The 26,585-nt window shown below is 74.7% G+C and carries 2 protein-coding genes and 1 pseudogene (1 of these 3 running past the window's edge); all 3 read right to left on the bottom strand.

The genetic code is table 11. The features are described from left to right. Positions 1–51: 51 nt before the first annotated feature. The gene (locus tag IO36_RS39730) at positions 52–6,057 is read right to left on the bottom strand and encodes a type I polyketide synthase (RefSeq protein WP_037627926.1); all 6,006 of its coding nucleotides are present in this window, start codon (positions 6,055–6,057) and stop codon (positions 52–54) included. Positions 6,058–6,091: 34 nt separating this feature from the next. Beyond that, positions 6,092–11,419 (bottom strand): annotated as a pseudogene (locus IO36_RS39725) (SDR family NAD(P)-dependent oxidoreductase); the annotation flags it as partial. A gap of 51 nt (positions 11,420–11,470) precedes the next feature. Continuing rightward, on the bottom strand, positions 11,471–26,585 hold the 3' portion of the coding sequence (locus IO36_RS39720) for a type I polyketide synthase (RefSeq protein ID WP_037627924.1). The gene runs 12,740 nt beyond the window's last position; 15,115 of the gene's 27,855 nt are visible here — the last part of the coding sequence; the start codon falls outside the window, past its right edge; its stop codon occupies positions 11,471–11,473.

The raw sequence follows: 26,585 nt of genomic DNA, 5'->3' as shown, positions 1-26,585 counted from the left end.
GTGCGCCCGCCTCCTGCTCGCGGGCGCACGCTGCTTTTGCGGGGTCGCCCGTCACAGCGTGGCCAGCCACTCCTTCATGACGGTCGCCGTGACGTGGGAGTCCCGCTGGGCCAGCGAGAAGTGGTCGGCGTCGATGGTGCGGATCGTCTGCGCGGGGACGAGCAGCTCCTGCTGCCCGTGCTCCACCCGTGTGTCGGCGTCACCGAGCAGGGGCACACTGCACCGCACCAGCAGCGTCGGCGACGTCGTCGGCGCGACCTCCAGGGCGGACATGCGGTTGAGGTAGTGCGCCATGGCCGACAGCCGGTTGCTGTCCACGGTCACGGTGGCCGAGTCCGTCTCGCCCATGAACCTCCTGGCCAGTTGCCTGTAGTCCACGCTGTCCTCGTGCTCGTGGCGCAGGCTGAGCGTGTCGAGCATGATCACGCCGTCGGCGCGCACCCCCCACATGCTCTCCAGCAGCCCGGCCACCGCCAGGGCCAGCGCACCGCCGGAGGAGTGGCCGACCAGTACGAAGGGGTCCCCGTCGCTGGCGTGCAGCACACTTTCCGCGGCGGCCCGTGTGATGGCCCGGGCCGACCCGGGCAGGCTCTCTCCGGCCGCGAACCCCACCAGCGGCAATGCCTGCACACCACGGTCGCCGCGGAAGTGGGCGGCGAGTCGGGCGTACTGGTGCGCGCCGCCGACGGACACGGGTGAGCTGATGCAGATCAGCCGTGGCCCGGTCGGCCCGTCCGCGAGGGTGACGGGCCGGGGCAGCTCCTCCAGTTCGGCCGGCGCCTCGAACAGCGGGCGGGTGAGGGCGACGGCCTTGAGCAACTCCCAGCCCTCGTCCACCTTTCCCGCCCGGACCGCGTCGAAGTACAGCGTGCCGACGGTGTCGCCGGACTGCCCCGACGTGGGCGTCGGGGTCGGCCCGATGTGATCGGCGAGGCGGCCACGCAGCCACCGGGCCAGCTCGGTGGGTGTCTTGTGGTCGAGTACGACCGTGCCGGGCAGCCGGAGACCGACCGTGGCGGCGAGCCGGTTGCGTAGCTCCACCGACATCAGCGAGTCGAAGCCGGCCTCCAGGAAGTCACGTTCGGGGTCCATGTCGCTCGCGTCGGCGTGGCCGAGCACGGCCGCCGCGTAGTCGACGATCAGCTCACGCAGCACCGTGTGCTGGTCGGCGGCGGAGAGGCCGCTCAGGCGCTCGCGCAGTGTCGTCGTGGACACCTCGGAGGCGTCCGCGGCGGCCCGGCGGCGCGGTGCCCGCAGCAGGCCGCGCAGGATCGGGTGCGTGGCCGGTCCGCCCTTGACACCGGGCTTCACCGCAAGCGGCACGAGGAGCGCCTCGTCGGTGGCGGACGCGGCGTCGAACAGGGCCATGCCCTGTGCCACGGTGAGCGGCGTCGATCCCGATTTCGCCATCCGCCGCATCTCGGCCTCTGACAGCGCTCCTGTCATGCCGGCGTCCTGCGCCCACGCGCCCCACGCCAACGAGAGCGCGGGACGCCCGGCGGCTCGGCGCCGGGCCGCGATGGCGTCCAGAGCAGCGTTGGCGGCCGAGTAGTTGCCCTGGCCTGCGCCACCCGTCACTCCCGAGAGGGAGGAGTACAGCACGAACACGTCCACGTCGCCGACGAGTTCGTCGAGGTGCTGCGCCGCGTCCACCTTCGGCCGCAGCACGGTCGCCAGCCGGTCCGGCGTCAGCGTTCCGATCACACCGTCGTCCAGCACGCCCGCCGTGTGCACGACCGACCTGACCGGGTGCCCGGCCAGGAGGGCGGCCACCGCATCGCGGTCGGTCAGGTCACACGCCACCAGTACGACGTCGGCGCCCTGTTCGGTGAGATGGGCCGCCAACTCCCGTGCACCCGGGGCCTCCGGTCCGCGTCGGCTGACCAACAGGAGCTTGCGCACGCCCCGTTCCGCGACAAGGTGTCGGGCGAGCGCGCTCCCGAGGCCGCCGGTGCCGCCGGTGATCAGGACCGTGCCGTCCGGGTCCCACGCCCGGGGTTCCGGCACCCCGGCGAACCTCGCCAGCCGGGCGACGGCGGCCACCCCGTCCGTGAGGACGGCCTGTGTCTCGCCCTCGTCCAGCAGACCGGGCGCCGCGGCGAGGAGCAGCCGGGAGGCTTCCGTGTCGTCGATGTCGAGCAGCAGGAACCGACCCGGGTTCTCCGCCTGGGCCGCCCGCACGAGACCCCAGACGCCGGCCGCGGGCACGTCCGCACCGGTCACCGCGCCGGAGGTGACCAGCACGAGCGGCACCTCGTCGGCACGCTCGTCGGCCAGCCAGGACGTGAGCAGATCGAGCGCCGAGGCGGTGGCGTCCTGCACCGAATCACCGGTGACGGGCGCGACCACGAGGTCAGGGCGCGTGGCCAGCACCGCGTCGGCGGTGTCGCCGTTGCCGAGGACCTCGCAGCCGGCGTGAGCCAGCGCGAGCCCGAGGCCGAAGGTGTCGGCGCCGAGGACCGACCATCGCCTGCCCGGCACCGGGGTGACGTCGACCGGCGTCCAGTCGAGACGGAACAGCCAGTCCGACTCCGGGCGCACCGGCCCGGCGGCGACGGGCTCACGCAGCGCCAGCGACGCCACCGACACCACGGGACGTCCCGTCGGGTCGACCGCCCTGATGGAGACGCGGTCGCCGCCGAGCCAGTCGACCGCCACGCGCAGCAGCTCCGGCCCGGAGGCATGCAGCGCGGCTTCCTCCCACGAGAAGGGCGCCAGCACCCGGCCGGCGGCCTCCGGCAGGAACGCGACCGCCTGCACCACCGAGTCGAGCAGCGCCGGGTGCACGCCGAAGTCCGCGGCGTCCTCGGTCGAATGCGGCAGCGCCACCTCGGCGTACACGGTGTCGCCGACCCGCCAGACCTCGCGCAGGCACTGGAACGCCGGGCCGTAGCCGGAGCCGTCGTAGTGCCCGCTGATGTCCACGGACTCGGCGTCGCGCGGCGGCCACGCCAGGGCCGCGCCGGACACGCCGGCCTCGCCGCTCACGCCGCGGGTCGTGAGAGTGCCGGTCGCATGGGGCAGCCAGGCGGTCCCGATGGTGTCCTGACGGGAGAACACGCCTATACGACGGCGTCCCCGCTCGTCGGCGGCGTCGACCCGCACCTGCACCGCGACCGAGCCGGTCTCGGGCAGGCCCAGCGGGGCCGCGATGGTCAGTTCCTCGACCGTGTCACAGCCGACCTCGTCGGCCGCACGGAACGCCAGCTCCGCGAAAGCGGTGGCCGGGAGAACGACGGCGCCGGCCACGACGTGATCCGCGAGCCACGGCTGCGTGCCCAGCGACAGCCGTCCGGTCAGCACGGTGTCGCCGTCGGCGAGTTCGACGGCCGCGCCGAGCAGCGGGTGCGTCACCGCGCCGAGACCTGCCCCGGTGACGTCGGCCGTGGCGGAGCGGGCCTGCGGCCAGTAGCGGACGTTCTGGAAGGGGTAGGTCGGCAGATCCGCCGGCCGCGTCGGCGGCAGCACCGTACGCAGATCGACGGCGACGCCGTGGGTGTGCAGGATGGCGAGCGCGGCGACGGCCGACTCCTCCTCCGCACGGTCCGGCCGCAGCACGGGCACCGTGACAGCGGATTCGACCGTCGCCGCGATCATCGCGGACAGTGTGCCGTCGGGCCCCAGTTCGATGAACGTGGTCACACCGCCCTCGGCCATGGTGGTGACGGTCTCCAGGAACCGGACCGGCTCCCGGACGTGCCGCACCCAGTAGCCGGGGTCGGTCGGGGCGCCGGAGACCAGACCGATCGTCGGCTGCGCGAACGTGACGTCGGCGATGGCGGCGGCGAAGCCGTCGAGCATCGGGTCCATCAGCGCCGAGTGGAACGCGTGCGACACCGACAGCCGCTTGTGTTTCCAGCCTCTTTCGGCCGCCACCGCGGCGACCCGCTCCACCGCCTCCGTCCCGCCCGCGACGACGGTCGCCGTCGGTGCGTTCACGGCCGCGACGGCCGCCCCCTCGCCGAGCACGGCGACCACGTCGGCCTCCGCCGCCGAGACGGCGAGCATCGCGCCGCCCTGCGGCAGCGCATCCATCAGTTCCGCCCTCGCGGTCACGAGGCGGCAGGCGTCGGGCAGCGACAGCACACCCGCGACGTGCGCGGCGGTGATCTCCCCCAGCGAGTGCCCGCCCACGACGTCGGGTCGGACGCCCCAGGACTCCACCAGCCGGTAGAGCGCCACCTCCAGCGCGAACAACGCCGGCTGCGACCAGCGGGTGAGGTCGAGCGCCGAGGCGTCCCCGCCCCACATCACGTCGCGGACCTCGGTGCCCAGCTCCGTGACGACGGCGTCGAACGCCTCGGCGAAGACCGGGAAACGCTCGTACAGCTCGCGGCCCATGCCCAGGCGCTGCGAGCCCTGTCCGGTGAAGACGATTCCGAGCCGTCCGCGTTGCACCGTGCCGGCCACGACGCCGCGCGCCGCGCCGCCAGCGGCCCAGGTGGAGAGTGCGTCGGCCAGGTCGTGCGCGGTGCGGCCGGTCGCCGCTACGCGATGCTCGAACCGAGTCCGTACGGCAAGCGCCGCCGCGACGTCCGCGGCGCACCAGTCCGGCTCCCTCCGGACGCGCTCCACCAACGCGGTGACCTGGTCACGGAGCGCGGCGGCGGTCTTCGCCGACAGCGCCCACGCAGTCACCGAGGCCGCCGGGGCCGCCGGGGCCGCCGGGGCCGCCGGGGCCGTCTCCGCGGGGGCCTGTTCCAGGATCGTGTGTGCGTTGGTGCCGCTCACGCCGAACGACGACACACCGGCTCGGCGCGGGCGTCCGGTCTCCGGCCACGGTGTGGCCTCCGTCGCCAGCCGCACCGCGCCCTGCGTCCAGTCGACGTGGGACGAGGGCGCGTCCACATGCAGCGTCTGCGGGACGACACCGTGCCGCATCGCCATGACCGTCTTGATGACACCCGCCGCGCCGGCCGCGGCCTGCGTGTGGCCGATGTTGGACTTCACGGAGCCGATCAGCGCGGGCCGCTCGCGGTCCTGGCCGTAGGTGGCCAGCAGGCTCTGCGCCTCGATCGGGTCGCCGAGCCGGGTACCCGTCCCGTGCGCCTCGACCACGTCGACATCGCCGGCGCTCAGACCGGCGCTCGCCAGCGCCTGCTGGATGACCCGCTGCTGGGACGGCCCGTTGGGGGCGGTGAAGCCGTTGGAAGCGCCGTCCTGGTTGACGGCGGAGCCGCGCACCACCGCCCAGACGGGGTGACCCAGCCGCTGGGCGTCGGACAGCTTCTCCACGACGAACATGCCGACGCCCTCGGACCAGCCGGTGCCGTCCGCGGCGTCCGCGAACGCCTTGCACCGCCCGTCCGACGCGAGCGCGCCCTGGCGGGTGAAGCCGGCGAACCGGAGCGCGGTCGACATCACGGTGACGCCGCCGGCCAGCGCGAGGTCGCACTCCCCCGCCCGTAGCGCCTGTGCCGCGAGGTGCAGTGCCACCAGCGACGACGAGCAGGCCGTGTCCACGGTGACCGCGGGACCTTCGAGGCCGAACGTGTAGGAGAGGCGGCCGGCGATCGCGCTCGCCGCGATGCCCGTGCCGGCGTGCCCCTCCGCGTCCTCGACGGAGTCCAGCACCAGCGACGCGTAGTCCTGCCCGTCAGTGCCGACGAACGCCGCGGTCCGGCTGCCGCGCAGCGACGCCGGGTCGATGCCGGCCCGCTCGAACGCCTCCCATGACGTCTGCAGCAGGAGCCGCTGCTGCGGGTCGAGCACCACGGCCTCACGCGGCGAGATGCCGAAGAAGGCCGCGTCGAACCCGGCGACGTCGTGCAGGAAGCCGCCGCGCAGCGTGGCGCTGTGACCGGGGCCCTCGCCCGAGAGCAGGTCCAGGTCCCAGCCGCGGTCGGTCGGGAAGGGCACGATCCCCTCACGGCCGTCGGCGACCATCTCCCACAGCTGCTCGGGTGTGGTGACCCCGCCGGGGAACCGACAGGCCATGCCCACGATCGCGACGGGCTCGTGGAGGCCCGACTCGACCTCCTCCAGTCGGCGCCGGGTGCGGTGCAGATCGGCCGTCACCCATTTCAGGTACTCGACCACCTTGGTGTCGTCCGCCATCACATAACTGCCTTTCGGTGCGGAGGGGAGGAGTTCAGCGGTCGTTGATCCGGCCGAGCTCGTGATCGATGAAGGCGAGGACCTCGTCGGTGCTGGCCGAGGAGATCTGATCCGTGACGGCCTCGCCGTCGGAAGTCGGATCGACGCCGGCCCACTGCGCCGCGAGGCCTCGCAGCCGGGCCGCGACGCCGGCGCGCGTGATCGGGTCGGCGCCCGCCAGCGCGGCCTCCAACCGGTCCAGCTCCGCGAGCGGGTTCGGAGCTTGGGTCTTGGCGGTGGCCGCGCCGCTGAGCCGGGACAGCAGGTGGCCCGCGAGCGCGCCGGGGGTCGGGTAGTCGAACACCAGGGTCGCGGACATCCGCAGCCCTGTGGCGGTCGCGAGCCGGTTGCGCAGCTCCACGGCGGTCAGCGAGTCCATGCCCAGGTCGTGGAACTCGCGGTCGTCGGCGACACCGTCCGTGACGTCGAGAGCCAGCACCGCCGCGACCTCGGCACGCACCAGGTCCAGGACGAAGCGCGTGCGCGCCCGCTCGTCCAGGCCCCCGAGCCGCGCCGTGACCGACGCCGCCGGGGCCGCGTCGGCCGACGGGCGCCGACGACGCGTGCGCACGAGGCCGCGCAGCAACGGGTGGAGGGCGCCGACGCGGGTGCCGGGTCGTATCGCCAGCGGCACCAGCACCGGCTCGTCGGTGGCGACGGCCGCGTCGAAGAGCGCCAGGCCCTGCGGCACCGTGAGCGGCGCCGAGCCGGAATCCGCCATGCGCTTGAGGTCGGCCTCGGCCAGCGCACCGGTCATGCCGGCGTCCTGCGTCCAGGGGCCCCACGCCAGCGACAGCGCCATGAGACCGTCGGCACGGCGCTCCCGGGCGAGCGCGTCGAGTGCGGCGTTCGCGGCGGAGTAGTTGCCCTGGCCGGGGCTGCCGAGCGTGCCCGCGACGGAGGAGAACAGCACGAACGCGTCCAGGTCCCGCGTCAGTTCGTGAAGGTGCCGTGCGGCGTCCACCTTGGGCCGTAGTACGGCGTCGAGCCGCTCCGGGGTGAGCGTGGTGACGACGCCGTCGTCCAGCAGACCGGCGGCGTGCACCACGGCAGTGATCCTGCGCCCCTCCAGCACGCGGGCCAGGGCGTCGCGGTCCGCGACATCGCAGGCGACGATGCCGACGTGCGCGCCGAGGCCGGTGAGCTCGGCCGCCAGCTCGCTCGCGCCGGGCGCCCGGAGGCCGCGCCTGCTGAGGAGCAGCAGGTCGCGCACGCCGTGCTCGGCGACGAGGTGCCGGGCCAGCTGCGCGCCGAGGCCGCCGGTGCCGCCGGTGACGAGCACGGTGCCGTCGGGGCGCCACTCGGTGGGCCGCTCCGCGCCCGCGAACCGGGCGAGCCGGCCGACCTTCACCGTGCCGTCCTCGATTACGGCCTGGGTCTCCCCCGCCGCCACCAGTTCCGGTGCCACCGCGAGCAGCGGCCACGCATCGGCGGCGGCGTCAAGCAGCAGGAAGCGTCCCGGGTGCTCGGCCTGTGCGGTCCGCACCAAACCCCCCGCGGCGGCCGCCGGAACGTCCGCGCCGGACACGGCGCCGTCGGTGACGAAGACCAGCGGCACGTCCTCGGCGCGCCGGTCGGCGAGCCATTCCTGGAGCAGACCGAGCGCGCGTGTCGTCGCATCGAGCACGCACGTGCCGGTGACCGGGGCGAAGACCACGTCCGGCCCGGCGGCGAGCGCGGCGTCGACGGTGTCGTGCCGCACCGCACCGGCGAGTCCGCCCGGGTTCGCGCCGAGCACCACGAAGTCCCCGGTCACCGGCCGGACGGCGAGCGGCGTCCAGTCGACGCGGAACAGCCGGTCGGGGCGTCGCGCGGTGTCCTGGTGCGACGGCGCGCGCAGCACCAGCCTGCCCACGGTGATCACGGGGCGGCCCACGCCGTCCACCGCCTCGATGCCGACGGCCTCCTGGCCGGCGCGGGTGAGCCGAACGCGCAGCGTGGTCGCGCCCGTGCGGTGCAGGGCCACGTCCTCCCACGAGAACGGCAGTACGCCACGGCCGCCGTCCGGGGACTCGACCCAGCCGACGGCGTGCAGCACGGCGTCCAGCAGCGCCGGGTGCACGCCCGTCCGGTCCGCACCGCGGGCCGTGGCCGGCAGCGCCACCTCCGCGAACACCTCGCCGTCCCGTCGCCACACGGCGCGCAGGCCCTGGAAGGCCGGACCGTAGTCACCGTCGTCGTAGAAGCCGGCCAGGTCGACCTGTTCGGTTCCGGGCGGTGGCCACGCCGACGCGAAGTCCGTGGCGGCGTCGGGGCTTCCGGTCCCGAGCGTGCCCGCGGCATGCTGGAGCCACTCGCCGACGTGTTCGGCGTCGCGGGAGTAGACACCCACGGACCAGCGGCCGTCCTCGTCGGCCGCCCCCACCCGTACCTGGACGGCGACGGCGCCGTGCCGGGGCAGCTCCATCGGCACGGACAGCGTCAGCTCCTCGACGAGATCCGCGCCGACCTCGTCCGCGGCGCGCAGCGCCAGCTCCGCGAAGCCGGTGCCGGGGAACAGGATCCGGCCCAGGATGACGTGGTCCGCCAGCCACGGCTGGGCGGCCAGCGAGAGCCGGCCGGTGATGACCAGACCGCCGTCGTCGGCCAGTTCCACGGACGAGCCGAGCAGCGCGTGGCCGAGCGCCGACTGCCCGACAGAGGCGACGTCGCCTCCCACAGCGCCGTCCGGCCAGAACCGGGAGCGCTGGAACGCGTACGTGGGCAGCTCCACCGGACGTGTCGCGAGCGGCGCGAAGAACGCGTCCCACGCGACGTGCTCGCCGCGTGCGGACAGTCTCGCGAGCGCGCTCACCACGGTGGTTTCCTCGTCGCGGCCCGCCCGCAGCACGGGAACGGCGGTGACGGGATCCGGGGCGGTGTCCTGCACCAGCGCGCACAGCGTGGCGTCGGGGCCCAGTTCCAGGAAGGTCGTCGCCCCGGCGGCGAGCAGCGCGCGCACGCCGTCGGCGAACCGGACCGGTCGTCGCACGTGCGCCACCCAGTAGGCGGCGTCCCGGAACTGTGCCGCCTCCGCGACGGTGCCGGTCACGCACGACACCAGCGGGATCCGCGCGTCACCGAACTCGATGTCCGCGATGGCGTCGGCGAAGTCGCTGAGCATCGGGTCCATGTGTGCCGAGTGGAAGGCGTGCGACACGGCGAGCCGCTTGTGCTTCCACCCGCGCTCGTCGGCCGCGTCGGCGAGCCGCTCGACCGCGTCCTCGGCTCCGGCGACGATCACCGACGTCGGGCCGTTGACCGCCGCCACCGACACCGCCGTGTCCAGCAGCGGCGCGACCTCCTCCTCGGTCGCCGCCACGGCGAGCATGGCGCCGCCCGCCGGCAGCGCACCCATCAGCACGGCTCGGGCGGCGACCAGTCGGCACGCGTCGGCGAGGCCGAGCACCCCGGACACGTGCGCGGCGGTGATCTCACCGAGCGAGTGGCCGGCGACGAGGTCGGCCTGCACGCCCCAGGACTCGACGAGCCGGTGGAGCGCCACCTCCACGGCGAACAGGGCGGGCTGCGACCAGTTCGTACAGTTCAGAGCGTCGGCGTCGGTACCCCACAGGACGTCACGGACCGAGCCGGGCAGATGCCGGTCCAACTCGGCGGCGACCTCGTCGAAGGCCTTGGCGAACGCCGGGAACCGGGCGTGCAGTTCGCGGCCCATGCCGAGTCGCTGCGTGCCCTGGCCGGTGAACAGTACGGCCAGTTTCCCCGTCCGGGCGGCGGTGTCCGACACCACGCCCGGCGCGGGGGCGCCCGACGCCCAGGCCGACAGCGCCGCCGCGAGGTCCGTGGTGTCACGGCCGACAGCTGCGACCCGGTGTTCGTGGGCGGTGCGGCCGGTGGCCAGCACGGCAGCCACGTCGGCGGCGCTCGTCGTCTCCCCGACGCTCGCGACCAGCCGCGCGACCTGGTCCCGCAGCGCGGGCAGCGTCCGACCGGACACGACCCACGGCACCACCGCGTCGCGCACCGGGCCCGGTTCGTCCGGCGCCGGCTCGGGCGCCTGCTCCAGGACGGTGTGCGCGTTGGTGCCGGAGATGCCGAACGACGACACGGCGGCACGGCGGGGCCGTCCCGTCTCCGGCCAGGGCACTTCCTCGGTGAGCAGCTCGACCGAGCCCGCCGTCCAGTCCACATGCGACGAGGGACGGCGCGCGTGCAGGGTGCGCGGGAGCACGCCGTGCCGTAGCGCCTGAACCATTTTGATCACGCCGGCGGCGCCGGCGGCGGCCTGCGTGTGCCCGATGTTCGACTTCACGGACCCCAGCAGCAGCGGGCGTTCCCGATCACGGCCGTAGGTCGCCAGCAGTGCCCCCGCCTCGATCGGGTCGCCGAGCGCGGTGCCCGTACCGTGCGCCTCCACGGCGTCGATGTCGTTCTCGGTGAGCCGGGCGTCGGCCAGCGCCGCGCGGATCACCCGCTGCTGCGACGGCCCGCTGGGTGCGGTGAAGCCGTTGGACGCGCCGTCCTGGTTGACGGCCGAACCACGCACCACCGCGAGCACCGGGTGGTTGTTGCGGCGGGCGTCGGACAGCCGCTCCAGCACCAGCATGCCGGCGCCCTCGGCCCAGCCGGTGCCGTCGGCCTCGTCGGCGAACGCCTTGCAGCGCCCGTCCGGGGCCAGGCCGCCCTGTTTGGAGAACTCCACCAGCGCGCCAGGGGTGCTCATCACGTTCACACCGCCGGCCAGCGCCAGCGTGCACTCGCCGGTGCGCAGCGCCTGCGCCGCCCAGTGCAGTGCCACCAGCGACGAGGAACACGCCGTGTCCACCGTGATCGCCGGCCCCTCGAGGCCCAGTGTGTAGGAGAGCCGGCCTGACATCGCGCTGGCCGCTATGCCGGTGCCCACCTCACCCGTGCTCTCCGCGGGCGAGCGCACCATCAGGTACGCGTAGTCCTGGCCGTTGGTGCCGACGAACACGCCGGTCCGGCTGCCCCGCAGCGACGCCGGATCGACGCCGGATCGTTCCAACGCCTCCCACGAGGTCTCCAGCAGCAGCCGTTGCTGTGGGTCCATCGCCAGCGCCTCGCGCGGCGATATCCCGAAGAAGGCGGCGTCGAAGTCGGCGGCGTCCGGCAGGAACCCGCCGAGCAGCGTGGTGTCGCCGGCCACCAGTTCCCCGATGTCCCAGCCACGGTCGGCGGGGATCGGCGTGATGGCGTCGTCGCCGGCGGCGACGAGCCGCCACAGGTCCTCGGGCGACGTGACGCCGCCCGGGAACCGGCATGCCATACCGACGATCGCGATCGGTTCGGTGGTGGCGGAGACCAGCCGCTGGTTCTGCCTGCGCAGCCGCTCGGTCTCCTTCACGGCCGCCCGTAACGCCTCGACGACCTTGTCGGTGCTGTCGTTGGGTGTAGACATGGGATCTTCCCTCCCTCAGTCGACCGTCAGGTCGGACGAGCCGTCCAGCGCGGCCCGGACCAGGTCGTCCACGGTCATCTCGTCGACGTCCACCTGCTCGGCGGCGTCGTCCGGCCCGCCGCCGTCCGCCGGCCGGGTACCGCGGCCGGTCAGTTGCAGCAGGGGTTCCAGCACGCCGATCTCGCGGAGCCGGGCCAGCGGCACGGAGGCGAGCAGCGAACGGAGGGCCACCTCGTCGCCGTCGGCCACCGCGCCGCCGGCCTCCTCGTCCAGCCCCAGTGCGTCGAGCACGTACGCGGTCATCGCCGAGGGCGTCGGGTGGTCGAACACCAGGGTGGACGGAAGGGGCAGCCCGGTCGCGGCGGTGAGCCGGTTGCGCAGCTCGACGCCGCTCAGCGAGTCGAAGCCCATGTCCCGGAACGCCCTGTCGGGTCCGAACAGCTCGGCGTCGGTGTGGCCGAGGACCACGGACGCGCTGTCCTGCACCAGCCGCAGCACCTCCTCCCGGCGCCGCACCGGCGTCAGGCCGGCGAGCCGCGTCAGCAGCTGCGGCGCCTCGTCCTGCCGCCGCTCCGGGGTGTCGAGGTCCTCGCCGCCGGGCAGTTCCTGGAGCAAGGTCCGCAGCCGGGACCCCGTGGTGCCGCGCAGGAACGCGGCGGCGCTCACCCGGGCCACCACCACCGCCACCACCGGCTCCGCGACGAGTTGCCGCAGCGCCATCACGGCCAGCGCCGGGTCCATCGCGTCGACGCCGGTGCGCCGCGCGCCCTCCTCGGCACGTGCGGTGGTGGCCATGCCGCCGCCGTCCCAGGCGCCCCACGCGATCGACGTGGCCGGCAGGCCCTTCGACCGGCGCTGCTCGGCCAGCGCGTCCAGCACGGCGTTCGCGGCGGCGTAGTTGGCCTGCCCGGGGTTGCCCACCGTGCCCGATGCCGACGAGAACAGCACGAACCCGGTCAGGTCGAGATCACGCGTCAGCTCGTCGAGCAGGAGCGCCGAGGTCACCTTGGCGCGGAACACGTCCTGGAAGCGGTCCGGCGTCAGGGCGTCGACAACGCCGTCGTCCAGCACGCCCGCCGTGTGCACGACCGCGGTCAGCGGGTGCTCGGCCGGGATTCCGTCCAGCAGCGCGGTCAGGGCGGCCCGGTCGGCCACGTCGCACGCCGCGACGGTGACCCGCGTACCGAGGCCCTCCAGTTCCGCCCGCAGTTCGGCGGCACCCGGCGCGGCCTCGCCGCGACGGCCCGCGAGCAGCACGTGCGGCACGCCCTCCGCGGCGAGCGACCTGGCGACGTGCGCGGCCAGCGCTCCGGTGCCGCCGGTCACCAGGACCGTGCCGTCCGGCGTCCACAGGCGGTCCGGGTCGGCCGCCGGCGCCGGCACGAGCCGGCGGCCGAACACCGCGCCCGGCCGCACCGCGACCTGGTCCTCACCATCCTCGCCGGACAGCGCACCTGGCAGCCGGGCCGCCGTGGCCCCGTCCACAAGGGACGGCAGGTCCACGAGACCGCCCCAGCGGTCGGGGTGTTCGAGAGCGACGACGCGTCCCAGACCCCACACCGCCGCCTGCACCGGGTGCGTCAACGGCTGGTCGGCGTCGACCGACACCGCGCTCCGGGTCGCGCACCACAGCGGCGCGGTGATGCCGGCGTCGCCGAGGGCCTGCACGAGCGCGGTGGTCAGCAGCGCGCCGTTCGGTACGGCGCCGACGATCGTCTCGTCCAGCGCCAGCAGCGACAGGACACCCACGACCCGCGTGCCGTCCACGGCCTCACGCAGCCGTACGGCCACCTGCTCGCGATCGGTGTCGCCGATCTCGACCCGGCCGGTGTCCGGGCCGAGCGCGCGGACCACCGTGTCCGCCCAGGCGTCGTCGGCCCGGTCGGCCGGGAGCGCCACGAGCCACCTGCCGGCGACAGAGGTCCGGCGTCCGGCGAGGGGGCGCCAGGCGATCCGGTGCCGCCAGCCGTCCACCGTGGACTGCTCGTCCCGCGCACGCCGCCAGTCGAGCAGTTTCGGCATGACCTTCGCCAGTGCCTGGCCGTCGACGTCGAGCAGGGACTCCAGCGCTTCGAGGTCGGTGTCCCGGACTGCCGCCCAGAACCCGTCGTCGTCGCGCCGGGCGACCGGCACGACCGTGGTCGCCGTGGCCTGCGGCCAGAACCTCTCGTGCTGGAAGGGATAGGTGGGCAGAGCGATCCTTCGGGCGCCGGCGTGCACGGCGGCCCAGTCGACGGGGACGCCCCGCGTGAACAGCGTCCCGACTGCCGCGGCCAGCGCCGCGTCCTCGTCCCGGTCGCGGCGCAGCGAAGCCACCGCGACCGGTCCCGCGCCGTTCATCGCGATGGTGTCCTGGGCCATCGCGGTCAGCACACCGTCGGGGCCGATCTCCAGGAACGTCGTGACGCCGCGGGCCAGCAGGGTCCGCACGCCGTCGGCGAACCGGACCGCGTCGCGCACGTGCCGGACCCAGTACGCCGGGTCGGTGACGAGGTTCCCCGGCTCGACGACCACGCCGGTGAGCGTGGAGACCAGCCGGATCGTCGGAACCTGGTAGGTCACCTGGTGGGCGAGGTGCTCGAAGTCGGCGAGCATCGCGTCCATGTGCGGGGAGTGGAACGCGTGGCTGACGTTGAGCCGCCTGGTCCTGCGTCCCCGGCGCGCGAAGTGCGCGGCGACCGTGTCGGCCGCGTCGGCGTCACCGGCGATCACCACCGCCTCGGGACCGTTCACGGCCGCGATGGACACGGCGTCGGTGAGCAGCGGGATCACCTCGTCCTCGGACGCCTGCACGGAGACCATCGCGCCGCCGGTCGGCAGCGCCTGCATCAGCCGCCCGCGGGCGGCGACCAGTGCCGCCGCGTCGGCCAGCGAGAACACACCGGCCACATGGGCCGCGGCCAGCTCGCCGACGGAGTGCCCGGCCACGAAGTCGGGCTTGATGCCCCACGACTCGACCAGCCGGTACAGGGCCACCTCCAGCGCGAACAGCGCGGCCTGGGTGAACTCCGTGCGGTCGAGCGCGCCGCCCGCGTCGTCCCACATCACCGGACGCAGCGGCTGGGCCAGATGCGGGTCCAGCTCCGCGACGACCGCGTCGAACGCTTCGGCGAACACCGCGTACAGCTCGTAGAGACGACGGCCCATACCGGCGCGCTGCGCGCCCTGTCCGGTGAACAGGAACGCCACCGCGCCGCTGCCGGCGCGATCCGCGAGCACGGCCGCCGACGGCGTGTCCTCGGCGAGGGCGGTGAGCCCGGCCCGCAGGGAGTCGACGTCGCTCGCGAGCACGGCGGCGCGCCGGTCGAACATACGGCGGGTGGTACCCAGGGAGAGCCCCAGGTCCGGCAGCGACGTGACGTCCGTGTCGAGCAGACGGCGGGCCTGATCGCGCAGTGCCGCACCGGTCACCGCGGACAGGGGCACCGCCAGTACCCCGTGCGGCCGTTCCGAGACGGTCCCGGTCGCCGTCGGCGGCGCCTGTTCCAGAATCACGTGCGCGTTGGTGCCGCTGGCGCCGAAGGACGACACCGCCGCACGGCGGGCCCGGTCGCTCTCCGGCCAGGCCGTCGCCTCGGTGACGAGCCGCACCGCACCGGAGGACCAGTCCACGTGCGAGGACGGCTCGTCGACGTGCAGGGTCCGCGGCAGCATGCCGTGCCGCATGGCCAGCACCATCTTGATGACACCGGCGACACCGGACGCGGCCTGGGTGTGGCCGATGTTCGACTTCACGGAACCGAGCAGCAGCGGACGTTCCCGGTCGCGGCCGTACGTTGCCAGCAGCGCCTGCGCCTCGATGGGGTCACCCAGCTTGGTCCCGGTGCCGTGGGCCTCCACGGCGTCCACGTCGGACGGTGCCAGGCCCGCAGCGGCCAGCGCCCGGCGGATGACCCGTTGCTGCGCGGGGCCGCTCGGCGCGGTCAGGCCGTTGGACGCGCCGTCCTGGTTGATGGCGGATCCGCGCAGGACCGCCAGCACCTCGTGGCCGTTGCGCCGCGCGTCGGACAGCCGCTCGAGTACGACCATGCCCACGCCCTCGGCCCAGCCGGTGCCGTCCGCCGCGTCGGAGAACGCCTTGCAGCGGCCGTCCGGCGACAGCGCGCCGAGGTCGGTGAACTCCACGAAGTTGACCGGCGTGGACATCACCGCCACGCCACCGGCCAGGGCCAGGTCCGTCTCGCCCGACCGCAGCGCCTGGGCCGCCAGGTGCAGCGCGACCAGCGACGACGAGCACGCCGTGTCCACCGAGACGGTCGGTCCCTCGAGGCCGAAGGTGTAGGCGAGGCGTCCGGACAGCAGGCTCGCCGACTGCGCGGTCTGCCAGTCACGCCCCTCGGCGACGGGCCGGTAGTCGCCGCTGATGCCACCGACGTACACGCCGGTGTCCGAGCCCCGCAACCCGGCCGGGTCGACGCCGGCTCGCTCCAGCGCCTCCCACGCCGACTCCAGCACCAACCGCTGCTGCGGGTCCATGATGAGGGCCTCGCGCGGTGAGATACCGAAGACCGCCGGGTCGAAGTCGGCCGCTTCGGCGAGGAATCCGCCGGCGCGCGCCACCGTGCGCGGCCGGCCGGCCGGTCCCGGCTCGAACAGCCCGGCCAGGTCCCAGCCGCGGTCCGCGGGCATGGGGCCGATGGCGTCGGTGCCCGCGACGATCAGGTCCCACAACTCTTCCGGCGACCCGACCCCACCCGGGTAGCGGCAGGCCATTCCGACGATGGCCACCGGGTCGTCGTCGGCGGCCACGGCGCGCACCGGCGCGAGCTCCTCGGCCTGCTCGCCGAGCAGTTCGGCGAGCAGGTGGTCGGCCAGCACGGCCGGCGTCGGGTGGTCGAAGACCAGGGTGACCGGCAGTGGCAGCCCGGTCAGCTCGGTGAGCTTGCCGCGCAGATCCACCGCGGTCAGCGAGTCGATGCCGAGATCCTTGAAGGGCACGTCCGGATCGATCGCCGTGCCGCCCGGGTGGCCGAGAACCGCGGCCACCCGGTCGTAGACCAGGGTGCGCACTTCAGGGGCGCGATCCTGCTCCGGCAGGGAGAGCAAGCGGTCGCGGAGACCGTGCCCCGCCGGTTCCACGGCCGCGGCCTCCGGCAGCTCGGTGAACAACCTGCTGGGCCTGGTTCGTGTGAAGGCGGGGGCGAATGCCTCCCATGCCACGTCGGCGACCGTCACATCGACGGCACCGCCCAGCACGCCGTCCAAGGCGGCGAGCGCCCGGCCGGGCTCCATGGCCGGCAGACCGTTGAGATGCAGATGCCGGGCCATCCCGTCGCCCTCGCTGCCGGCCCAGGCGCCCCACGCCACTGCGACTCCGGCCAGGCCACGGGCCCGTCGCGCGGCGACTACGGCCTCGCGCCGCGCGTCGCCGGCGGCCTGCCCGGCCCGGTCCCGCACGCCCCAGGTGCCCGCGATCGACCCGAACAGCACGAACGCGTCGAGCGGGGTGTCGTACAGAAGCGCGGCCAGGTTGTCGGCCCCGGCGTCACCGGTGACGAAGACCGCCGAGACGGTGTGCTCGGCGAGCAGCGCGGCCAGCGCCTCCCGGTCCGCGGGGTCCGCATCGGACGCCGTGACCGGCACGCCCAGGTCGCCGGGGTCGCTGCCGAGCAGCAGCAGGCCCGGTACTCGGCGATCGGCCAGCCAGCGCGCCGTGATCGCGCCTTCGGGGGTGTCCGCGCCGGTGACGAGCACCGTACCGGTGGCGGTCCAGTCCGTGGCGAGATCCGCGGCACGGACCAACCGGCGGCCCAGCACGCCGTGATCGCGCACGGCGACGTTGTCCTCCGTTCCACCGAGCGCGGACCGGACGTGCTCGACGGTGGTCGTCGTCACCGGGCCGGACAGGTCGAGCAGGCCACCCCAGCGGTCGGCGTGGTCGAGGGCCGCGACCCGGCCGGCGCCCCACAGCGCGGCGCGAGCGGGCACCGGTTGCTCACCGTCGACGACGGCGACGGCCCCGCGCGTCACGAGCCAGACCGGCAGCCCGGTTCCCTCGGACGCTGCCAGCAGCGCCTCGGGCCATGCCTCGTCGGGGACGTCGTCGTCATCGGTGCCGGCGAGCAGGGACACGATCCCGGCGAAACCGTCGGTGTCGGGAAGTTCCGCACCCGGCGTCACGGGCACCGCGTCCAGCGCCGCAACGACGGAGGCCACGGTCTCGTCCGTCCGCCAGCCGGCCGGCACGAGTGCCAGCCACCGCCCGTCGCCGGCCTCCTGCCGGACGGGACGCCACGTGATGCGGTAGCGCAGAGCGGCCGTGGCCGCGTGGTCCTGGCGCCGGCGGCGCCACTGGGACAGCGCCGGCACCACCGCGGAGAGCTCGGCGCCCCGGAGCTCCAGGGCCGAGGCCAGGGTGTCGAGGTCGGCACGCTCGACCGCCGCCCAGAACTCCGCGTCCACGGGATCGGCCGCGGTGACGGGCGCCGACGTCGGCCAGAACCGCTCGCGTTGGAACGCGTAGGTGGGCAGGTCGACGGTGCGCGCGCCGCTGCCGGCGAAATACGCCGGCCAGTCGATGTCGACGCCCTGCGTGTACAGGCGCGCCAGCGCCGTGACGACGGCGCGTTCCTCGCCCCGGTCGCGGCGCAGCGCCGCCACGAGGGTGGCCTCGGCGCCGCGTTCCAGCACGGTCTCGGCCGCCATCGCGGACAGCACGCCGTCCGGGCCGAGTTCGAGCACGGTCGTCACGCCCGCGTCGAGCAGCGTCGCCACGCCGTCGCCGAACCGCACCGCCTCGCGGACGTGCCGGACCCAGTACGCCGGGGTGGCCAGCTCGTCGCCGGCGATACCGCCGGACACGTTGGACACCACCGGTATCCGTGCCGGGGCGAAGGACAGGCCTTCGGCCACGGAGCGGAACTCGGCCAGCATCGGCTCCATGAGCGGTGAGTGGAACGCGTGCGACACCCGCAGTTCCCTGGACCTCGTGAACCGCGCCGCCACCGCGGCGACCGCCTCGGTCCCACCGGCGACCACGACGGCCCGCGGGCCGTTGACGGCCGCGATCACCGCACCGTCGACGAGCTCGGCGCGGACCTCGTCCTCGCCGGCCTCGATCGCCGTCATGGTGCCGCCGGCCGGCAGCGCGGCCATCAGTCGTGCCCGTGCGGAGACCAGCGCCGCCGCGTCGGCCAGCGTCAGCACCCCGGCCACGTGGGCCGCCGTGATCTCACCGACGGAGTGACCGGCGACGAAGCCGGGCTCGACGCCCCACGACTCCATCAGCCGGTACAGCGCCACTTCCACGGCGAACAACGCCGGCTGCGTCCATCCGGTGCCGTTCAGGGCGTCGGCGTCCGAGCCCCACATCACGCCACGGACATCGGCCTCCAGCTCCGCGACCACCGCGTCGAACGCCTCCCGGAACACCGGGAACCGTGCGTACAGCTCACGTCCCATGCCCAGCCGCTGCGAACCCTGACCCGAGAACACGACGGCCAGCGCGCCGCCACGTGCCGTGCCGGTGACCGTCTCCACGACCCCGTCGGGTGCGGACACCAGCACCGCGCGGTGGTTGAGGTGGGCGCGGGTGCCGGCCAGCGACCACGCCACGTCGACCCGTTCGTGCCGCTCCTGGTCGGTGACGAGGGCTTCCAGCCGCCCGCGCTGTGCGTCCAGCGCCTCGCGGGTGCGCGCCGACACCGGCCACGGCAGGATTTCCGGGCTGACGGAGCGGGCGGCCGGCTCCTGCTCCGGGGCCTGTTCGACGACCACGTGCGCGTTGGTGCCGGAGATGCCGAAGGCCGACACTCCGGCCCGGCGCGGACGGCCGGTCGCCGGCCACTCGATCGAGCCGGTGACCAGTTCGACCGCGCCGGCCGACCAGTCGACGTGCGAGGACGGCGTGTCCGCGTGCAGGGTCGGCGGCACGGTGCCGTGCTGCATCGCCATCACCATCTTGATGACGGCGGCGGTGCCCGCGGCGGCCTGGGTGTGGCCGATGTTCGACTTCACGGAGCCGAGCAGCAGCGGCGTCTCGCGGTCCCTGCCATAGGTGGCCAGCAGCGCGTGCGCCTCGATGGGGTCGCCCAGCGGGGTGCCGGTGCCGTGCGCCTCGACCGCGTCCACGTCGCTCGTGGACAGACCGGCGTCGGCGAGCGCGGCGCGGATGACCCGCTGCTGCGAGGGGCCGCTGGGCGCGGTCAGACCGTTGGACGCGCCGTCCTGGTTGATGGCGGTGCCGCGCACCAGGCCCAGCACGTGGTGGCCGTTGGCCCGCGCGTCGGACAGCCGCTCCAGCACGAGGACGCCGACGCCCTCGGCCCAGGCGGTGCCGTCCGCGTCGTCGGCGAACGACCGGCACCGACCGGTCGGCGACAGACCGCCCTGCGTGGTGAACTCCATGATCGAGTCCGGTGTGGACATCACGGACACGCCGCCGGCCAGTACGAGCGAGCATTCGCCGGAGCGCAGCGCGCGCGTGCCCCAGTGCATCGACACCAGCGACGAGGAGCACGCCGTGTCGACGGTCACGGCCGGGCCCTCCAGACCCAGCGTGTACGACAGCCGGCCGGACAGGACGCTCGCCGTGTTGCCGGTGGCGGCGTGGCCGCGCACGTCCTCGGTGGCGGTCCGCAGGACGCTCAGGTAGTCCTGCCCGTTGGTGCCGACGAACACCCCGGTCTGCGAGCCGCGCAGTGCGGTGGGGTCGATGCCCGCCCGCTCGACCGCTTCCCACGCCGTCTCCAGCAGCAGCCGCTGCTGCGGGTCCATGGCCAGCGCCTCGCGCGGCGAGATGCCGAAGAACGCCGCGTCGAAGTCGGCGACTCCCTCGAGGAAGCCGCCCTCCATGGTGGCCGACGCGCCCGCCGCGAGGGCGGCCAGGTCCCAGCCGCGGTCCGTGGGGAACGCCCCGATGCCGTCCTGGCCGTCGGCGACGAGCTGCCACAACTCCTCGGGCGAGTTGACGCCGCCCGGGAAGCGGCAGGCCATGCCGACGATGGCGATCGGTTCGTCGTCCGCGGGGCGCGTCGCGACCACGGCCGCCGGCGCCTGCGCGTCCCCGAGGATCTCGGCGAGCAGGAAGTCCACCAGATCCGTCGGCGTCGGGTGGTCGTACAGGAGGGAAGCGGGCAGTGCGGTACCGGTCGCCGCGGCCAGGGCGTTGCGCAGCTCCAGCGTGGTCACCGAGTCGAAGCCCAGGTCCCGGAACGCGCGGTCGTGCTCGATCCGGCCGGTGTCGGCGTGTCCGAGCACGGCGGCGATCTGTGCCCGCACCAGCTCCAGCAGCACCTTCTTGCGGTCGCTGTCCTTGCGGCCCGACAGGTCCGCGCGCAGGCCGGACCCCGACGGCCGCTCGACGGCCGGGCCCGTACGCAGCGCCCTGACCTCGGGCAGGTCCTCGACCAGCCGGGTGGGCCGCATCAGCGTGAACGCGGGCACGAACGTCGCCCAGTCGACATCGGCGACGACCACTGCCACGTCGTCCAGCTCGACGGCCCGGCGCATCGCGTCGACACCCCCGCGCGGACGCAGCGGCTCGAACCCGCCGCGCCGTACCCGCGCGGCCAGTCCGCCGTCGGCGACCATGCCCGCGTCGGCCCAGGGACCCCACGCGATCGAGGTCGCCACCCGGCCCTGCGCCCGCCGCCAAGCGGCGAAGGCGTCCATCCAGGCGTTCGCGGCGGCGTAGTTCGCCTGTCCCGGCGCGCCGATCGTGCCCGCTGTGGACGAGAACAGCACGAACGCGTCGAGTTCCAGCCCCACGGTGAGCTCGTCCAGGTTGCGGGCCGCCGTCGCCTTGGCGTGCAGCACGGTCGCGAACGACTCCGGGGTGAGCGTGTCCAGCACGCCGTCGGCCAGCACCCCCGCACTGTGGAAGACGGCCGTGGGCGTCACGTCGGCGAGCAGCGCGGCGAGCGCCTCGCGGTCGCCGGCGTCGCACGCGGCGACGGTGACCCGCGCGCCGAGCGCCTCCAGCTCGGCGGCGAGCTCCGCTGCGCCGGGTGCGTCCGGACCGCGTCGGCTGGTGAGCACGAGGTGCTCGGCCCCGGCCCCGGCCAGCCAGCGCGCCAGGTGCCCGGCGATGCCGCCGGTACCGCCCGTGACGAGCACGGTGCCCCGCGGGCGGTAGGGCCGAGCGGTGCCGGAGGCGGCGTGGGCGAGCCTGCGGGCGAACGTACCCGCCGCGCGCACGGCGACCTGGTCCTCGCCGGTTCCGGCGAGGACGCCGCAGAGCCTCTGTGCGGTGACGGCGTCCACTTGTGCCGGCAGGTCGACGAGACCGCCCCAGGTCGCGGGCTGCTCCAGCGCCGCCACCCGGCCGAGGCCCCACACGGCGGCCTGGGCGGGGTCGGGGATCTCCGTGCTGTCGACGGCGACGGCGTGCCGCGTGACGCACCACAGGGGCGCGGTGATCCCGGCGTCGCCGAGGGCCTGCACGGCCACGGTGGTCAGGGCCAGGCCCGCGGGCACGTCGCCGTCGCCAGGGGCGGCGGCCGACAGCAGGGACACCACTCCCGCGAAGCCGCCCCCGGCGGCCTGGTCGCGCAAGGCGTCGGCGAGCGCCGTCCGGTCGGGCTCCGTGACATCGAGCCGGACGGTGTCCGCCCCGGCGGCGACGAGTCCACCGATGACCGCGGTGACCCACTCCGAGTCGCCGGGCGCGAGCACCAGCCAGGTGCCGCGCAGCGACGGCGGCCCGCCGCGCATCGGCGCCCATACGACGCGGTAGCGCAGCAGGTCCACGGCGGACTCCTCGTCGCGGCGGCGACGCCAGGTCGACAGCGCCGGCACCATCGCCGAGACGGTGTCGGCGGCCAGACCGAGGGCGGTGGCGAGGGAGTCGACGTCGGCCTCCTCGACGGCCGCCCAGAACGTGGCGTCGACGGTGTCGCCGGGCCGCGGCGCCGCGTTGACCTCCTGTTCCGGCCAGAACCGCTCGTGCTGGAACGCGTACGTCGGCAGGTCGACCCGGCGGGCGCCGGTGTCCGCGAAGAACGCCGTCCAGTCGACGGGGACGCCGTGCACGTGCAGGGCCGCGACGGCCGCGGCGACGGCGGAGGTCTCGGAGCGGTCGCGCCGCTGTGCCGCGACGACGGCCACGCCGTCCTCGGGCAGGCTCTCCTGCGCCATTCCGGTCAGCACCGCGTCCGGGCCGAGCTCCAGGAAGGCGCGTACGCCGTGCCCGGCCAGCCAGGTGACGCCGTCGGCGAACCGCACCGCGGCACGCACGTGCCGCACCCAGTACTCGGGGTCGCAGACCTGCCCGGCGGTGACCGGCTCGCCGGTCACGTTCGACAGGACGGGGATGCGCGGCGGCCGGTACGTCAAAGTCGCCGCGACCCGGCGGAAGTCGTCGAGCACCGCGTCCATGCGCGGCGAGTGGAAGGCATGGCTCACCCGCAGCCGCCGCGTACGGTACCCGTCGGCCTCGAAGCCCTCGGCCAGGGCCAGCACCTCGTCCTCGTCGCCGGCGATCACCACGGACTCCGGACCGTTGATCGCGGCGATGGACACGCGCCGCTCGTCGAGGCGGGGCGCGACGAGCGCCTCGGACGCCCGGACGGAGACCATCGCACCGCCCTCGGGCAGCGCCTGCATCAGCCGGCCGCGCGCGGCGACGAGCTTGGTGGCGTCGGCCAGCGACAGCACTCCGGCGACATGCGCGGCGGCGAGCTCGCCGACCGAGTGGCCGGCGACGTGGTCCGGCCGCACGCCCCAGGACTCCACGAGCCGGTAGAGGGCCACCTCCACGGCGAAGAGCGCCGGCTGGGTGTAGCCGGTGCGGTCCAGCTCCGTGGCGTCGTCCGCCCACATGACCTCCCGTAGCGGGCGGTCCAGCTCGTTGTCGAGGTGGAGCAGCACCTCGTCGAGGGCGTCGGCGAACACCGGGAAGCGCTCGTACAGTTCACGGCCCATGCCGCTGCGCTGCGCGCCCTGGCCCGTGAACAGCACGGCCAGACCGCCCCGCTCCACCGAGCCACGCAGCACACCCGCGCCCGGCGCTCCGTCCCGTACGGCCGTCAGACCCCGGACCAGCTCCGCCGGGTCCGTCGCGACGACGGCGGCGCGCCGTTCGAACGCCGCGCGGCCGGTCGCCAGCGAGTACGCGAGGTCGGCCGGGTGCGTGTCGGGCCGCGTGCGCAGGAGGTCGAGCAGACGCCCGGCCTGGGCCCGCAGGGCGGCGTCGGTCCGGCCGGACACGACGAGCGGCGGCACGCCGTCGGCCCGGGGCGCGACCGGCTCCTGCGCGACCGGCCCCTGTTCCAGGATCGCGTGCACGTTCGTGCCGCTGAGCCCGAACGACGACACGGCGGCGCGGCGCGGCCGGCCGTCCGTCTCGGGCCACGGCACCTGCTCGGTCAGCAGGCTGATGGCACCGCTGGACCAGTCGACGTGCGTGGACGGTGTCTCGGCGTGCAGGGTCCGTGGCAGTACGCCCCGCTGCATGGCCAGCACGAGCTTGATCACACTGGCCACGCCGGAGGCCATCTGGGTGTGGCCGATGTTGGACTTCACCGAACCGAGCAGCAGCGGCCGCTCCGGGTCGCGCTCGCGCCCGTAGGTCCCCAGCAGTGCCTGGGCCTCGATCGGGTCGCCGAGCGCGGTGCCGGTGCCGTGGCCCTCGATCGCGTCCACCTCGGGGGCCGTCAGCCGGGCGTTGGCCAGCGCCGCACGGATGACCCGCTGCTGCGCGGGTCCGTTCGGCGCGGTCAGGCCGTTGGACGCGCCGTCCTGGTTCACCGCCGAGCCCTTGAGCACGGCGAGCACCTCGTGGCCGTTGGCCTGCGCGTCGGACAGCCGCTCCAGCAAGACCACGCCGACGCCCTCGGCGAGGGTCATGCCGTCGGCGCTGTCGGAGTAGGCCTTGCAGCGCCCGTCCACCGCGAGCGCCCGCTGCCGGGAGAACCCGATGAACGCGCCCGGATTGGACATGATGCTCACGCCGCCGGCCAGCGCCAGTGTGCTCTCCCCGGTGCGCAGCGACTGCGCGGCGAGATGGATCGCCACCAGCGACGACGAGCAGGCGGTGTCCAGCGTGACGGCGGGACCCTCAAGCCCGAGCAGGTACGCCAGGCGGCCGGACAGGACGCTGCCCAGGGAGCCGGTGACCATGTGGCCCTCGGAGCTGTCCGCGGTGCGGGACACCGACGCCGTGTAGTCCTGGTAGCTGGCTCCGATGAACGTGCCGGTGAGGCTGCCGTGCAGACCGTGCGGGTCGAGCCCGGCCCGTTCCAAGGCCTCCCACGCCGTCTCCAGCAGCAGCCGCTGCTGCGGGTCCATCGCCAGCGCCTCACGCGGTGAGATGCCGAAGAAGTCCGCGTCGAACTCCGCGGCGTCCCGCAGGAAACCGCCCTGCACCGAGTAGGTCCTGCCCGCGCGGTCGGGGTCCGGGTCGTACAGCTCGTCCGCGGACCAGCCGCGGTCCGCGGGCCAGCCGCCGATCGCGTCGACGCCCTCGGTGACCAGCCGCCACAGGTCCTCGGGCGAGTCGGCGCCGCCCGGGTAGCGGCAGCTCATGCCGATGATGGCGATGGGCTCGTCCGGAGCGGCCGCCCCGGCGGCGCCGACGGCCGCGGGCGCGTCGCCGGCGATCTCCGCCAGCAGGAACTCCGTCAGCGCGACCGGGCTCGGGTAGTCGAAGACGATGGTGGTGGGCAGGGTGAGACCGGTGGCGCCGGCGATCCGGGTCCGCAGGTCGATCGCGGTCACGGAGTCGAGGCCGGCGTCGCGGAACGCCCGCTGCTCGCCGAGCGCGTCGCCGGACGTGTGGCCGAGCACGATGGCGGCCTGGCCACGCACCAGGTCCAGCAGCGTGCGCCGGCGCTCGGCGGCGGGCAGCGCCCGCAGCGTGGCGGCGAATTCGCCTCCCGCACCACCGGTCACGGTGGTCCGTTCCTGGACCTCGGTGAGCGCCTTGACCTCGGGAATGTCGTCGAAGAGCGTCGTCGGCCGGGCCGAGGTGAACACCTCGTGGTAGCGGTCCCAGTCGATGTCGGCGATCGCGAGCGCGGCATCGTCCCCGTCGAGGGCGTTCCGCAGGGCCGCCAGCGCGAGCGGCGGCTCCATGAACACGAGGCCGCTGCGCACGATCTGTTCCGGGTCGACCCGGCCGAGCTTCATGTCGTCCGCCCAGATGCCCCACGACAGGGACTTCGCGGGCAGCCCGCGGGCACGGCGGCGCGCGGCCAGGGCGTGCAGGTACGCGTTGCCCGCGACGTACGCGGCGTGCGCGCCGGAGGCCCACATGCCCGCGGTGGACGAGTAGAGCACGAAGTCGTCGAGCTCGTCCTCGGCGAGCAGCTCGTCCAGGATGCGGGCGCCGGTCACCTTCGCGTCCAGCACCCGCTCGAACTGGTCGAGGGTGGTGTCGTCGAGGGTGGACAGCTCGATCACGGCGGCCGTGTGCACCACGGTCCGCAGCGGCGGCCCCTCGGCACGCAGCCGGTCCAGCAGTGCGGCCACGGCGTCGCGGTCGGTGATGTCGCAGGCGACGACCTCGGCGGCGGCACCGCGCTCGGTCAGCTCCGCGATCAGCTCCGGCGCTCCGGGGGCGGCCGGGCCGCGGCGGCTGGTGAGCACGATCCGCTCCGCGCCCTGGCCGGCGAGCCAGCGGGCCAGATGCGGGGCCAGGGTGCCGGTGCCGCCGGTGACCAGAACGGTGCCGCGGGCGGTCCAGCCCGGGCCGTCGGCGGTCTTCGGTGCCCGTACGACGCGCCGCGCGAGTGTGCCGGCGGCACGCACGGCGACCTGGTCCTCGCCCGTCGCGCCGGACAGCACCGCGACGAGCCGGCCCGCCGCTCGGGTGTCCAGTTCGACCGGCAGGTCCACCGTGCCGCCGATCCGCTGCGGGTGCTCGAGCGCGGCGGTCCAGCCGACGCCGAGGACCTGTGCCTGGCCGGGGTTGAGGACCTCGTCGGCGCGGCCCGTCGACACGGCGGCACGGGTGAGGAACCACAGCGGCGCGTCGATTCCGGCGTCGCCGAGGGCCTGCACGAGCGCCACGGTCAGCGCGAGACCCTCACTCGTGGCGGAACGGCCCGCGAGCGGGCGCTCGACACCCGCCACCAGCGACACCACACCGGTGACATCGTCGATGCCGTCGAGGCGTGCGCCGAGCACGGCCCGGTCGGCGCAGGCCGCGTCGAGTACCAGCCGCTCGGGCGTGGCACCGTGCGCGCTCAGC

The organism is Streptomyces aureus (assembly GCF_000725495.1).
GTDB lineage: Bacteria > Actinomycetota > Actinomycetes > Streptomycetales > Streptomycetaceae > Streptomyces > Streptomyces aureus_B.
Note: the sequence above shows the minus strand (reverse complement) of the source record. Positions and strands in the feature narration are given on the sequence as shown.